Below are 14,492 nucleotides of genomic sequence, written 5' to 3'. Positions count from 1 at the left end.
ACGAGTGAAATGTAGGCTAGATTGGATGAGAGAAAGGAAAAGCAAGAATGGAAAAACAGTCATGGATGGAGCTATTGCCGATTGATCGTTATAAAGTAAGTGCGAAAGGGTTGTTACATAATTACGACCGGAAAGTATTAACGATGTTGTATCAGCCGTTAATAGGTAGTAGAGCTTTTAGCTTATACATGACACTATGGGGAGAGTTAGAGCAAGATCGTGTGTTTGGAAAAGAGAATACACATCACTCCCTTATGGTGACTATGCAAATGCAACTTCCTGAAATATATGGGGAACGAGTAAAGTTAGAAGCGATTGGTCTTTTAAATGTATATATTAAGAAAGAAAAAGATATTCGGATGTTTATATATGAATTGCAACCACCTTTATCTCCGAAGCAGTTTTTTGATGATATTGTTTTAAGTATCTTTTTATATAATCGCTTGAGTCGGACAAAATACAACCAAGTAAAGCAATATTTCTTAGAAGAAGAATTCGATTTTGCTTCTTATGAAAATGTTACGCGCTCCTTCAACGATATATTTGATTCGTTTAACCCAGGTCAGTTTGAATATGCGCAAGAAGAACTGCGTATCCCGAAAACGACAATTATGCCAAGTAACGAGAATGGGGATGCTCCGAAAGTTTGGAACGATTTCTTTGATTTCTCGTTATTTGTAGACGGACTATCAGCCCTTGTTCCTAAAAAGGCGATTACAGATCAAGTGAGAGAATGTGTTATTACACTCGCTTATGTGTACGGTGTGGATGTGTTATCGATGCAAAATATCGTTCTTGGCGCAGTGACAGAAGTGCAAACAATTGATATCGAAAGGCTTCGGAAGGGAGCACGCGATTGGTATCAATTCGAAAATGGTCAAGCGTTACCTGTATTAAGTGAAAGAGTGCAACCTCATGCTGCTCGTACAATGAAAGAGAAAGAGCCATCTACGCAAGAAGAGATGCTAATGAAACAGTTAGAGGAAATCTCGCCAAAACAACTATTGAAAGAGATTTCAGGCGGTGCAGAGGCGACGAAAGCGGACTTGCAAATCGTTGAGGATGTAATGACAAATCAAAAGTTAACGCCAGGGGTTGTGAATGTACTTATTTATTACGTTATGCTACGCTCAGATATGAAGCTTGCTAAAACGTATGTCGAGAAGATTGCTGGACATTGGGCGCGAAAAAAGGTCGGTACAGTAGGCGAGGCGATGGCGCTAGCGAAAGAAGAGAATCGTCAATATCAAGAGTGGGCTGAGACGAAGAAAAAAGGTCGTACAGCGAAGAAAACAGTGCGAAAAGAAATGGTACCAGATTGGCTTAAAGAAGAGTCGAAAGAAGAAGAGAAAGAACCTGTAAAAAATGACGTAAGTGCGAAAAAAGATGCAAGTACGTTAGAAGATGAACGGAAACGATTAGAAGAAGTATTGAAAAAATATAAGCGTGATTAATAAAAGAAAATGAACGCTCTTTGAGGTGAGAAAATGGAGCATATTCAAAATTCATTTACGAAATTAATGGAAAATAAAAACTTTAAAAATAGATATGAAGTCTTAAAGGCAGAAGTGATGGCGCACCCTCGTGTGAAAGAATTTATAGACGAACATAAAGGTGAAGTAACGACTTCTATGATTGAACGAAGTCTTGTGAAGTTATATGAATATATTGGACAAAGTGTAGGGTGTGCGGATTGTCCAGATTTAGGGTCATGTAAAAATATGCTACAAGGATATGAGCCGAAGCTCGTCATTCAAGGTAAGATGATTGATATTCAATACGATCGTTGTATTAGAAAAGTAGCATATGATGAGAGAAAAAAATATGAAAAACTCGTTCAAAGTGTATATATGCCGGTTGACATTTTGCAGGCAACTATGGAAAATTTAGACCCTTCAGATTTAGATGCACGTATTGATGCAATAGGTGCAACGAATGAATTTTTAAACACATACGAACCAGGTAAAAAAGCACAAGGTTTATATTTGTACGGTAAATTTGGTGTAGGGAAAACGTATCTTTTAGGGGCAATTGCAAATGAGCTTGCGCGAAAGAAAATTAGTTCGATGCTCGTATACTTCCCTGAATTTTTACGTGAAATCAAAAGTTCGATTCAAGATAATTCGATTAGCGGAAAGATTGATGCTGTCAAACGTGTACAAGTATTAATGTTAGATGATATCGGGGCAGAAGCGATGTCAAGTTTTGTACGTGATGATGTACTCGGTGCAATCTTGCAATTCCGTATGTTGGAAAACTTACCGACGTTCTTTACATCTAACTTTGATTTCAAACAGTTGGAACATCATTTAACGTATACACAGCGCGGTGAAGCAGAAGAGATGAAAGCGGCCCGTATTATGGAACGAATTAAATATTTAGCGAAGCCAATCCCAATTGGCGGGAAAAATCGTCGTAATAAGTAAAGAGCGAGCTGAGAAGCTTGCTCTTTTTTATCCCGCTATTGGCGGGCAGTAAGACTCCCACCTCAAAATTCGGCTGTAAAGCAAAGAAGTTAGGTGGGAGCCCTGCTGCCCGTAAAAGCCCGATTGGTGCGGGCTAATAATCAGTGGAGGATGGACAAAACCTCCACTGATTAAAGTTTCACTTTATTTTAATCATTTTTTCAGAGTAGCTTGTATCATTTTTTTCTCCCTCCCTTAATATATATAAAATTAGCAAGCCATATCGAGTGGATGTTCTAACGATGGGAGATAGGTTTCTACTAAGAGTGAACTTCCATAGATCGGACTCTTATAGGATTTGTAACGTATAGATGCAATCCTTTAGAGCGGGGATAAAAGGGGGGACAAAAGTGATTGAAATTTGCTTCGAAGAAAAAAATGATGCTGTGTACGTATACAGACAACTAACGAAAAGAACAGAATCCTTATATAAGGAAACAAGTGTATATTTAAATGAACAAAAGGTTGTTATTCATATACCATTATGTGAATCAAATTATATTGAAAAGATTTTATTGCCAGTATTACTATATTTCATTATGAATGTGAAACAAAATGAATGGATTCATACCATTTTAAAGGAAAAGTTTTTTTATGAAGAACAAGAAGAGTGTCATCAAATATTGCATATGGCACATGAGATTTTAAAGGAAAGAAGAAAAGGAGTAGCTAGTGATTTAACACGTCAAAAATTTGAATCTTATATTGCGTCGTCTTTGAATGATTGGCTTTGTGATCCGCTCTCATTCTCGTTTTCATCATACGTTCGTTTTCGTCTTCGTACATATAGGGAAATGGTAACTAAGCTTGCTGAAGTTGCAATTGATGAGTATAAGATGGAGCAGGAATACCAAATATTCATTGAGACACTTCGCCAACAAGTAAGTAGCCGGAAATCACGTTTGTCCTGTGTACATCTTATTTTTGATGAAAGTTTTATTTTCTATGATGATAAAGGTAGGCGTTTAAAACAGGAGAAATTGGTTCAATATATAGATGAAGAATTATTAAAGAAACAGGATGTATATATCGATACGAAAGTAATTGCACCACTTCTTTCTATTTCGCCGAAAAAGATTTATTTATATACGAAAGAACAAGATCATAATATGATTATTACTTTGCGAAATGTATTTCAGGAACGAGTGCAACTACATGGATTACATGAATTTGAGCGCAATGTGAAAAATTTAAAAAATAAAGGTAACGCCCTTGATTTTCTAAGTTTTTGAGCATATAATTACCTACATAAATGAAATATATTGAAATGTCATGATGAGGACATGGGTAGTTTTCTACGATTTTCAGAGAGGGAAGCCTTAGGGTGTGAGCTTCCTAGTACGGGATAATTACTTACCACCTCTAAACTTTAGCAGTGAACGTTTTTCTAGTAATTGCTAACGGACAACACCGTTATGTTGAACTTGAGCAATTAACAATAAGGTTAATTGGAACAAGGGTGGAACCACGAATTCAACACTCGTCCCTTTTTATGGGATGAGTGTTTTTTATTTTGAAAAAAAAGAGGAGTGACCAGTGATGGCAGATGTAGTTAAAATTACTTTCCCTGATGGAGCTGTGAAGGAGTTTCCAAAAGGAGTAACAACTGAAGAAATCGCAGCTTCTATTAGCCCAGGCTTAAAGAAAAAAGCTGTGGCTGGAAAATTAAACGATGAGATGATCGATCTTGTTACACCAATCGAAGAAGATGGTGCAGTTTCTATTATTACATTAGATTCTGAAGATGGCTTATATATTTTACGCCACTCAACAGCTCACCTTTTAGCACAAGCGTTAAAACGTTTATATAAAGATGTTAAGCTTGAGCTTGGCATTGGTCCAGTAATCGAAAATGGCTTCTACTACGATATTGATATGGAAGAAGCAATTACAGTTGAAGACTTCAAAAAAATCGAAAAAGAAATGCAAAAAATCGTGAACGAAAACTTAGAAATCGTTCGTCATGAAGTGCCACGTGCAGAAGCACTTCGTCGCTTTGAAGAAATCGGCGATGAGTTAAAATTAGATTTAATTAACGATCTTCCAGAAGATGCAGTTATTTCAATCTATGAGCAAGGCGAATTCTTCGACCTTTGCCGTGGTGTTCACCTTCCATCTACAGGGAAGATTAAAGTGTTTAAATTATTAAGTGTTGCTGGTGCTTACTGGCGCGGCGATAGCAATAATAAAATGTTACAACGTATTTACGGTACTGGATTCGTTAAGAAAGCAGAATTAGATGAGCACTTACGTATGCTTGAAGAAGCGAAAGAGCGCGATCACCGTAAATTAGGTAAAGAGTTAAAACTATTTACTAATAGCCAAAAAGTAGGACAAGGTTTACCACTTTGGTTACCAAAAGGTGCAACAATTCGCCGTATTATCGAGCGTTACATCGTTGATAAAGAAGCAAGCTTAGGCTATGATCACGTATACACTCCAGTATTAGGAAGTAGAGAGCTTTATGAAACTTCTGGTCACTGGAACCATTACCGTGATGGCATGTTCCCATCAATGGAAATGGATAATGAAGAGTTAGTTCTTCGTCCAATGAACTGCCCTCACCATATGATGGTTTATAAAAACGATATTCACAGCTACCGTGAATTACCAATCCGTATTGCGGAACTTGGAACAATGCACCGCTATGAAATGTCTGGAGCATTATCTGGATTACAACGTGTACGCGGAATGACTTTAAATGATGCGCACATTTTCGTTCGTCCAGATCAAATTAAAGAAGAATTAAAACGTGTTGTAAACTTAACATTAGAAGTGTACAAAGATTTCGGTTTAGAAAACTATTCATTCCGTCTATCTTATCGTGACCCAGCAGATACTAAAAAGTATTATGCTGATGATGAGATGTGGGAAAAAGCACAAGGTATGTTAAAAGAAGCTATGGATGAAATGGGTCTTGATTACTATGAAGCTGAAGGTGAAGCGGCATTCTATGGTCCGAAACTTGACGTTCAAGTTCGTACTGCTCTTGGAAAAGACGAAACACTTTCAACTGTACAATTAGACTTCTTACTTCCAGAACGCTTTGAATTAACTTACGTTGGTGAAGACGGTAAACAACATCGTCCAGTTGTAATTCACCGTGGTGTTGTATCAACTATGGAACGTTTCGTAGCCTTCTTAATTGAAGAATACAAAGGTGCATTCCCAACTTGGTTAGCTCCAGTTCAGGCGCAAGTAATTCCAGTTTCTCCGCAAGTACATTTAGACTATGCGAAGAAAGTACAAGATGAATTACGACGTGCTGGTATCCGTGTTGAATTAGACACTCGTGAAGAGAAAATTGGTTACAAAATCCGTGAAGCACAAATGCAAAAGATTCCGTACATGCTTGTAGTAGGTGACAATGAAGTTACTGAAAATGGCGTTAACGTACGTAAATATGGTGAACAAAAATCAGAAACAATCGCATTAGATGCGTTTGTTGACATGATTAAGGTAGAAGGAAAACGATAAGAAAGAGCCGCGGTATACCGCGGCTTTTTTATGTATTATAAAAAAGGAAATTTAGAAAAAATAACCAAACAATACTTATCATAAAAAAGTATTGCAAGTATGCTGGTTGTTTGTTACAATATTTCTTGTTGTTAGTAAAACACATCGCGTCTTCTTGACAGACGTCATGTCCTATGATAAACTCATCAAGGATAATAGAATATGGTTTTGACAAGTAGAAGCACCCGCTTCTCACCTGATGGACGCATTCGCAGTTAGCAGGTAAATGTATTTCTTACTAAAGATATTACAAGTGTGGGTGCCGTGTGCCCGCACTTTTTTTGTTCGGGTTCTACAATTGCAAAACGTATTCTAAGAAAACCTTGGAGGTGGCTTACTATTAGCAAGGATATGATGATTAACGAGCAAATTCGTGCACGTGAAGTACGCTTAGTTGGCGCAAACGGCGATCAACTTGGAATCAAGTCTCGTAATGACGCTTTAGACTTAGCTGCAGGTCTTAATCTTGATTTAGTATTGGTTGCTCCAAATGCGAAACCACCAGTATGCCGCATTATGGACTACGGTAAATTCCGCTTTGAGCAACAGAAGAAAGAAAAAGAACAGCGCAAAAATCAAAAAGTAATTAGCATGAAAGAAGTTCGTTTAAGTCCAACAATTGATGAACATGACTTTAACACAAAACTTCGTAATGCTGTCAAGTTTTTAGAGAAAGGCGACAAGGTTAAAGCGTCAATTCGCTTTAAAGGACGTGCCATTACTCATAAAGAAATCGGTCAACGTGTTTTAGATCGCTTCTCAGAAGCTTGTGCTGAAGTTAGTACAATTGAATCTAAGCCTAAAATGGAAGGACGTAGTATGTTCTTAGTTTTAGCACCGAAAAACGATAAGTAATAGATAGAGGAGGAAATACCTATGCCTAAACAAAAAACTCATCGCGGCGCTGCAAAGCGTTTCAAAAAGACTGGATCTGGTAAACTGAAGCGTTCTCACGCTTACACAAGCCATTTATTCGCTAACAAATCTACAAAAGCTAAACGTAAACTACGTAAAGCTGGTGTAGTTAGCGCTGGTGACTTCAAACGCATTCGTCAAATGCTTGACAACTTAAAATAAGTTCGGCTGATATATAGAACAAACTAGGAGGTAATATTATGCCAAGAGTAAAAGGTGGTACAGTTACTCGTCAACGTCGTAAAAAAGTTATAAAATTAGCAAAAGGTTACTACGGTTCTAAGAGTACATTATTTAAGGTTGCTAACCAACAGGTTATGAAATCTCTAATGTATGCATTCCGTGACCGTCGTCAAAAGAAACGTGACTTCCGTAAATTATGGATTACACGTATCAACGCAGCAGCTCGTATGAATGGTCTTTCTTACAGCCGCTTAATGCACGGTTTAAAAAATGCTGGCATCGAAGTTAACCGCAAGATGCTTGCTGACTTAGCTGTTCATGACGAAAAAGCTTTCGCTGAATTAGCAACAGTTGCAAAAAACAACATTAACTAATTGTTTAAAACCTTAGAAGATTTTCTTCTAAGGTTTTTTTGTTTGCATTTATTGTAAAATCCTCCACTTATTATCGTTATTTTTTGCTCAAGTATATTAAGATGTGCTTGTAAGAATTTTTGTAACGATAACGAGGAGACTTTTACATGAAAGTAGGAAAGATTAACGGATGTGTCGTTATCGATATGACAAAATCAATATAAAAGCTATAGCGATATAAAAGAATATATATATAAAGTCAGGAGAATCCTCCTGACTTTTTTTATTTGAACTCATTCGTGAGAAGTGCATCTTTCCTAGCAGAAACGACACTGCTATAATGGAAAGATGATATGGAACTTTCATCAAGTGAACAATATATGAGTGATGATTGAAACGTATTTGCAAATTAAGGACAAGCTATCTTTATAAAGATGTAGGTAGCTGACTTGTTAATAAGAAACGAAAAATAATAATGAACTTTGAGATGAAACAACATTGTTGCGGAAAATGCGATGTTGGAGGAGGACAATAGAATGGACTTACTACAACTATTTAAATTACAAAAAGAATTAGATGACCGTATTGTGAAAGAACATGACTTACAACCGAAAAAATTGTTAAAAGAAAAAATGTTAGCTCTTCTTGTAGAAATTGGAGAACTTGCAAATGAAACACGTTGTTTTAAATATTGGAGCAATAAACCAGCTTCAGAACGTGAAGTAATATTAGAAGAATACGTAGATGGTTTACATTTTATTTTATCAATCGGAATCGATTTAGGAATTGATAAAAACTTCTTATTCTATAAATGTGCGCAAACGAATAAAACACAAGTGGAAATTTTCTTAGACACATATGCGAAAGTAATTCGTTTTACAGATCAACCTTCTATTACGAACTATATTGAACTATTTACAAGCTATCTTCGCCTTGGACAAGCGCTTGAATTTGAACAAGATGAAATTGAAAAAGCATATTTAGATAAAAATGAAGTAAATCATCAGCGTCAAACACAAGGATACTAATTTAATTTTTGAATATTTCAATTTCCTTTTGTATAATAAAGTGACTGAAGAAAAAGGAGGGTGTTGGCAATGATAAAATTAGACGATACATTGACAATGCTAAAAGAATTAACAGACGCACGCGGTATTGCGGGTAACGAGCGCGAACCACGTGAAGTAATGAAGAAATATATTGAGCCGTTTGCAGATGAACTTTCTACTGACAATTTAGGAAGTTTAGTTGCGAAAAAAGTTGGGGAAGAAAACGGCCCGAAAATTATGGTTGCAGGTCATTTAGATGAAGTCGGCTTTATGATTACGCAAATTGATGACAAAGGCTTCCTTCGTTTCCAAACGGTGGGTGGCTGGTGGTCGCAAGTTATGCTTGCACAGCGCGTAACGATTGTAACGCGTAAAGGAGATGTAACAGGTGTAATTGGTTCAAAACCACCGCACATTTTACCTCCAGAAGCTCGTAAAAAGCCAGTTGAAATTAAAGACATGTTCATCGATATTGGTGCTTCTAGCCAAGAAGAAGCGATGGAGTGGGGCATACGACCAGGAGATCAAGTTGTACCGTACTTCGAATTCCAAGTGATGAAGAATGAAAAGATGTTACTTGCAAAAGCATGGGATAACCGAATTGGTTGTGCAATTGCAATTGACGTATTAAAACAATTAAAAGATGAAAAGCATCCAAACGTTGTATACGGCGTTGGTACTGTACAAGAAGAAGTTGGTCTTCGTGGTGCGAAAACATCTGCAAACTATATTAAGCCCGATATCGCATTCGCAGTAGATGTAGGTATTGCTGGGGATACACCAGGTGTAACGGCAAAAGAAGCGCAAAGTAAAATGGGCGATGGACCGCAGATCATTTTATATGATGCTTCTGTTATTGGTCATACAGGTTTACGTGATTTCGTAGTTGATGTTGCTGATGAATTACAAATTCCATACCAATATGATTCTGTAGCGGGCGGGGGAACGGATGCAGGAGCAATTCACATTTCTGTAAACGGTATTCCGTCTATGGCAATTACGATTGCGACACGCTACATTCATTCTCATGCAGCGATGTTACATCGTGATGATTATGAAAACGCAGTGAAGTTAATTGTAGAAGTTATTAAACGTCTTGATAAAGAGGCTGTACATAACATTACATTTAATTAATAGAAAAAAGCGAAGGATAACCTCCTTCGCTTTTTTCATTTTTAAAACGGTCTTTCTAATCCTGCTGCAGTATGAGCTCCTAAAATAATTAAGCGAGTTAATTGCATTGCCATGAAATGTGGGGTATAAATCATGCCTCTTTTTAACCATGACATAATCATTCCGATATGAGCGCCTGTAACATAACTAATAAGAATATCACGAGGGACCATAAGGTCTTCATCATCTGGCTGGGAAATAGATAGGCTTAATGTTAAATGTGTTTGAATTGTTTTCATCATTTTATAAGAATAGTTTCCAGCTGCCTTATCGCCGAGCATAACGTTATAGAAATTAGTATTGTCTGCGATATGCTCAAACAAAGCTAAAAAAGTTGGATGCGGTGAATCAAAAGTGAGCTGAAAATCTTCTTTATTTCGATTTTGTGGTTTAATTACTGCAGCTAGTTTTTCTAACATTTCTTCTATGCTTTTTTCTAATAAATCATATTTATCATGGTAATGGCTATAAAATGTAGCACGATTTACAGGAGCGTGTTCCGCGATATGTTGCACAGTTACATTTTCGAAGCCCTTTTCGCCTACTAAAGCGACAAAAGCATCCTGTATGAGTTGTCTCGTTCGTTTTACACGTGGATCATTTGTATTTTTAATAGACATTTTTACTTCACCTCGTTTAATTTTTTAACCTTAAACAACACATGTATAGTGTAATGTTGTTTAAACAACATATAGGTTTAAATTGTTGGTTGTAGATTCGGGATAATTATTTATAATTATAAACGATAGTCCTTTAGAAATCAGCACCGCTAGGATGCAGACAAAACATAGTTTGCGTCGTAAAAGGTGTGCTTTTTTTGTTTAAAGGTTAATATAATTAACAATTAAACAATATAAACACTAAGGATATAAATAGTTTAGAAAAAAATTATATGCGATATAAGGAGAGGAATGCAATGAATCAGTTTCGAAGAATGGTAATTATCAACATTATCACATTAATTGTATTAGTTGGCGGCGGTATTGGCGGTTATTACTATTACAATCAAACAGAAAACTATTTAAAAACAGAAAATGCAAAGATTGACGGGAAAGTAATCCCAATTGCATCACCAGCAGCAGGTAAATTAACAGACTGGAAAGCTGAAGTAGGAAAAAACTACAATGAGAACGATAAATTAGGTGCGGTTACTGTAGCAGGAGCAAATGGTGAGCAAACAGTAGATGTAACAATTCCACAAAATGCAACAGTTGTACAATCAAACGCAACAACTAATGCGTTCGTTGGGGCAGGTAGCCCAATTGCTTATGCATTTGATATGAACAATTTATGGGTAACAGCAAATATTGAAGAAACAAATATTGATGATGTTCAAAAAGGCCAAACAGTAGATGTGTATGTAGATGCATACCCAGATACAACGTTAACAGGAAAAGTAGAACAAGTTGGATTAACAACGGCGAATACATTCTCGATGTTACCATCAAGTAACTCAACAGCGAACTATACGAAAGTAAAGCAAGTTGTACCAGTTAAAATTTCTTTAGATCATAGTAAATCAGTAAATATTGTTCCTGGAATGAATGTGTCAGTTCGTATTCATAAGTAAGGGGGAGATGAGATGTCCTCAATTGCAATTGTAGGATATGCACTATTTTGTATAATCGTCTTCTTCCTTATAAATCGTCTTTTACGAAAGAAAAAAACGAATGTGGGAGAAGAACAAGTCCCAGCCGTAAGTAAGATAGAAGTAAGTCAAGCAGAAACAGTAGAGAAAGAACTTGAACAAAAACAAGAAACAGAAGCTTCTAACGTAGTGGAATTAGAAACAGGGAAGCAAGAGCAAGTAAAACAGGAAAAAGAAATGCTGAAGAGACAATTGCCGGTAGAGAATGTGAATGTAAAGGCAGTTGTAGCTGTACTAATTCTCGGTATGTTCGTTTCTATTTTAAACCAAACGATCATTAATGTTGCATTGCCTCCATTAATGAACGAATTTAACGTATCAACTTCAACAGCACAATGGTTAATTACAGGCTTCATGCTTGTAAACGGAATTTTAGTACCAATCAGTGCATTTTTAGTTTCACGATTTACGTATCGTAAATTATTCATAGCAGCAATGTTATTCTTCACTGTAGGATCTATCATTTGTGCTACATCAGGAAACTTTACAATGATGATGACGGGCCGCGTTATTCAAGCGGTTGGTGCGGGTATTTTAATGCCAGTTGGTATGAATATCTTCATGACATTATTCCCGCCTAATAAACGCGGAGCAGCTATGGGGTTACTTGGGGTAGCGATGATTTTAGCACCAGCTATCGGACCAACTGTAACAGGTTGGGTAATTGAAAACTATAGCTGGAACTTAATGTTCTATGGGATGTTTGTTATCGGTTTAATTATTACGTTCTTATCTTTTAAATTCTTTACACTAGCTCAGCCAGTGTCTAAAACAAAGTTAGATGTATTCGGTGTTATTAGTTCAAGTATTGGACTAGGTAGCTTACTGTACGGATTTAGTGAAGCTGGAAATAATGGCTGGACTAGTGCAGAAGTTGTTATAACACTTATCATCGGTGTCATTGGTTTAGCTGTATTTATTTGGAGAGAGTTAACAACAGACAATAAAATGCTTGATTTACAAGTGTTTAAATATCCGACGTTCACTTTCACATTAGTAATTAACGCGATTGTAACGATGGCCTTATTCGGAGGTATGTTATTACTTCCAGTATACTTGCAAAACATTCGCGGTTTTACACCGATGGAATCTGGTTTATTATTACTTCCAGGATCATTAATTATGGGGATCATGGGACCAGTTGCAGGTAAACTATTTGATAAGTATGGTATTCGTCCGTTAGCAATTGTCGGATTAGCCATTACAACATTTGCGACATATAAATTTACAACGTTATCGATGGATACACCGTATAGCGTTATTATGACGGATTATATTATACGCTCAATTGGTATGTCATTCATTATGATGCCAATTATGACAGCTGGTATGAATGCACTGCCGATGAAATTAATTTCTCACGGTACAGCAACGCAAAATACGTCAAGACAAGTAGCTGGTTCAATTGGAACAGCGATATTAATCACGCTTATGACGCAACAAACTACTGCTCACGTAGCGGATTACGGCAATATGTTAACAACGTCAAACCCGATTTTAGTTGATAAAGTACACGGTATGGGCCAAAGCTTAGCGGCATTAGCCGGATCAGCTCAAGCAGGAGATGCGATGAGTACACAACTATTATTCGGACAAATTTCAAAGCTATCTGCAATTAACGGTATTAACGATGCCTTCTTAATTGCAACAATATTAGCCGGTATTGCTTGGGTGTTATCGTTCTTCTTACCATCAGGCAATAAACCAAATAGAAAAGCAGGGAATTAATTTCCCTGCTTTTTTGTCTTTTTAAAGAGTGAGATATAAAAAATGATAACCAGCTACGGAGCACAGCCCTGTTATAAACAAAATTGTTCCCATAGCACGAATGCTGGATATTTGTCTTCCACTTATAATAGCTAATAGTCCAGCTAAAGAGAAGAAACACCAATATAAAGTTCCTGAAATTGGAACCATCCCCTCTAAATCTATTCCAAAACCTATACAAATGATAGGAACAACGATAAGCGATATGCTAATTAAACCAGCTATAACGATAAATGATTTTCGATATTTCATTCCGGCAGCAATTAAAAAAATGCCAACGATGCCTTCACATAATAACAAAATAGGGGCTAAGATAAGCCAAATAAATAAGTTGGTAGATTCCATATGTAATAACCCCTTAACGAATAAAAGATGAATCAGGCATGGACATGAGTTGATAGCAAATAGCTGCAAACAGTCCTATTGAGAAAATAATGAATCCCATGTTGCGTATACTCTTAATTTTTGAACGTACCCCATTCAATCCTGCTAATAAACCAGCTAGAGAGAAAAGTATCCAATATAGGACAGGTGGAATGTGGAGAACGGTCTCTCCATTGATCCCTTTGTTCAAAAAAATAAAAGGCATTATAACGAATGAAAAGCAAATAATCCCCATTAAGATAACAAGTAATTTCCGATATTTAATTCCTGTTACCATTAAAAAAATACCACCAGCAATCCCGCATAGTAAGAGAAGTGGCGTAAAAAGTATCCAAATAATACTGAACATATGTAAACTCCTTTAAGTGAATTAAGTTATATTTTACTACATGAGGTTTATTTTGGATATTATTAATAAATATGTATAAATTGATAGAAATGAGAAGCAACGATACGAATTAATAGATGTAGAGAACGTTAGAGAGGAGGGGACATATGAAAATTAAAGAAGAGAATGTTGCAATGCAACTACGGAAAAGGAACGAAAAAGCATTATATTTTATTATCGACCGGTACGGCGGACTTATAAAAAGTATTATTCAGAAGCATTTAGCCTCTTTTCAAGATGTACAAGAGGAATGCATGGATGATGTGTTATTGGCAATTTGGAATCATATTGAAAAGTATGATGAGGAGAAAAATACTTTAAAAAATTGGATTGCAGCTATTACAAAATATAAATCTATCGATTATGCGAGGAAATATGCGAAGACAGTAAACGAAAAAGGATTAGATCAAATAGGTGAAATAGCGGTACATACCGATACTACTAAAAATGAAATTAGTAATGATATGGAACATATATTAGATCATTTAAAGAAGAACGATAAAGAAATCTTTATGAAGCATTACGTTGAAGAAGACAGTGTAGAAGAGATTGCAGAGAAAATGGGGATGAAAACTTCTTTTATATACAATCGTCTGTCGAGAGGCCGGAAGAAGCTAAGGGCATTATTTTTACATAATCGAATGAAGTAAA

Annotated in this window: 15 protein-coding genes and 2 other annotated features; of the genes, 12 read left to right on the top strand and 3 right to left on the bottom strand. The window is 36.3% G+C overall.

The genetic code is table 11. The features are described 5' to 3' along the window. The first annotated feature begins 47 nt into the window (after positions 1-47). The 9 genes from DN408_RS02060 (at position 48) to DN408_RS02020 (ending at position 9,615) form a co-directional block, all read left to right on the top strand. Positions 48-1,454: a replication initiation and membrane attachment family protein gene (locus DN408_RS02060; RefSeq protein WP_002184851.1), complete on the top strand. Its 1,407-nt coding sequence runs from the start codon at positions 48-50 to the stop codon at positions 1,452-1,454. A gap of 33 nt (positions 1,455-1,487) precedes the next feature. After that, entirely contained in the window at positions 1,488-2,426 is a 939-nt protein-coding gene (gene dnaI, locus DN408_RS02055; RefSeq protein ID WP_002015473.1) for a primosomal protein DnaI, read from the top strand. A 389-nt stretch (positions 2,427-2,815) separates the two neighbouring features. Further along, on the top strand, positions 2,816-3,697 hold the full coding sequence (ytxC, locus tag DN408_RS02050; protein ID WP_002088921.1) for a putative sporulation protein YtxC: 882 nt from the start codon (positions 2,816-2,818) through the stop codon (positions 3,695-3,697). 31 nt (positions 3,698-3,728) lie between these two features. Then, positions 3,729-3,956: a binding site (T-box leader), on the top strand. Between the two features lie 48 nt (positions 3,957-4,004). Beyond that, complete coding sequence (gene thrS, locus DN408_RS02045) at positions 4,005-5,942, top strand: threonine--tRNA ligase (RefSeq protein WP_002034275.1); 1,938 nt, start codon at positions 4,005-4,007, stop codon at positions 5,940-5,942. A 206-nt stretch (positions 5,943-6,148) separates the two neighbouring features. Further along, positions 6,149-6,269, top strand: a sequence feature (ribosomal protein L20 leader region). A 63-nt stretch (positions 6,270-6,332) separates the two neighbouring features. Next, positions 6,333-6,836 (top strand): translation initiation factor IF-3, encoded by a 504-nt coding sequence (infC, locus tag DN408_RS02040; protein ID WP_002015470.1) that lies wholly within the window; start codon positions 6,333-6,335, stop codon positions 6,834-6,836. Between the two features lie 21 nt (positions 6,837-6,857). Next, complete coding sequence (gene rpmI, locus DN408_RS02035; protein ID WP_001125945.1) at positions 6,858-7,058, top strand: 50S ribosomal protein L35; 201 nt, start codon at positions 6,858-6,860, stop codon at positions 7,056-7,058. Positions 7,059-7,096: 38 nt separating this feature from the next. Further along, entirely contained in the window at positions 7,097-7,453 is a 357-nt protein-coding gene (gene rplT / locus DN408_RS02030) for a 50S ribosomal protein L20 (protein WP_001138364.1), read from the top strand. 515 nt (positions 7,454-7,968) lie between these two features. After that, a complete protein-coding gene (locus DN408_RS02025) occupies positions 7,969-8,460 on the top strand; it encodes a dUTP diphosphatase (RefSeq protein WP_002015469.1) in 492 nt (163 codons plus the stop codon). A gap of 69 nt (positions 8,461-8,529) precedes the next feature. Further along, positions 8,530-9,615 carry a M42 family metallopeptidase gene (locus DN408_RS02020; RefSeq protein WP_002129347.1) on the top strand — a complete coding sequence of 362 codons (1,086 nt, stop codon included), beginning with the start codon at positions 8,530-8,532 and terminating at the stop codon, positions 9,613-9,615. Between the two features lie 41 nt (positions 9,616-9,656). On the opposite strand, the gene DN408_RS02015 is transcribed toward DN408_RS02020, so the two are convergent. Then, entirely contained in the window at positions 9,657-10,274 is a 618-nt protein-coding gene (locus tag DN408_RS02015) for a TetR/AcrR family transcriptional regulator (protein WP_147739946.1), read from the bottom strand. 296 nt (positions 10,275-10,570) lie between these two features. Between DN408_RS02015 and DN408_RS02010 the strand changes: the two genes are divergently transcribed. Next, on the top strand, positions 10,571-11,224 hold the full coding sequence (locus DN408_RS02010; protein WP_002129345.1) for an HlyD family secretion protein: 654 nt from the start codon (positions 10,571-10,573) through the stop codon (positions 11,222-11,224). Between the two features lie 12 nt (positions 11,225-11,236). Further along, a complete protein-coding gene (locus DN408_RS02005; protein WP_002129344.1) occupies positions 11,237-13,030 on the top strand; it encodes a DHA2 family efflux MFS transporter permease subunit in 1,794 nt (597 codons plus the stop codon). 21 nt (positions 13,031-13,051) lie between these two features. On the opposite strand, the gene DN408_RS02000 is transcribed toward DN408_RS02005, so the two are convergent. Both DN408_RS02000 and DN408_RS01995 read right to left on the bottom strand, forming a co-directional pair. Then, positions 13,052-13,414: a hypothetical protein gene (locus DN408_RS02000; RefSeq protein ID WP_002129343.1), complete on the bottom strand. Its 363-nt coding sequence runs from the start codon at positions 13,412-13,414 to the stop codon at positions 13,052-13,054. 13 nt (positions 13,415-13,427) lie between these two features. Next, entirely contained in the window at positions 13,428-13,802 is a 375-nt protein-coding gene (locus DN408_RS01995) for a hypothetical protein (protein ID WP_002034233.1), read from the bottom strand. 146 nt (positions 13,803-13,948) lie between these two features. Here DN408_RS01995 and DN408_RS01990 point away from each other — a divergent pair, with 146 nt between their 5' ends. Further along, positions 13,949-14,491, top strand: a complete 543-nt coding sequence (locus DN408_RS01990; protein ID WP_002129342.1) for a sigma-70 family RNA polymerase sigma factor — start codon at positions 13,949-13,951, stop codon at positions 14,489-14,491. Position 14,492 lies beyond the last annotated feature (1 nt).

The sequence above is a fragment of the Bacillus sp. AR13-1 genome (genome assembly GCF_008042285.1).
Taxonomy (GTDB): Bacteria; Bacillota; Bacilli; order Bacillales; family Bacillaceae_G; genus Bacillus_A; species Bacillus_A mycoides.
This window is presented reverse-complemented; position numbering and strand designations above follow the sequence as displayed.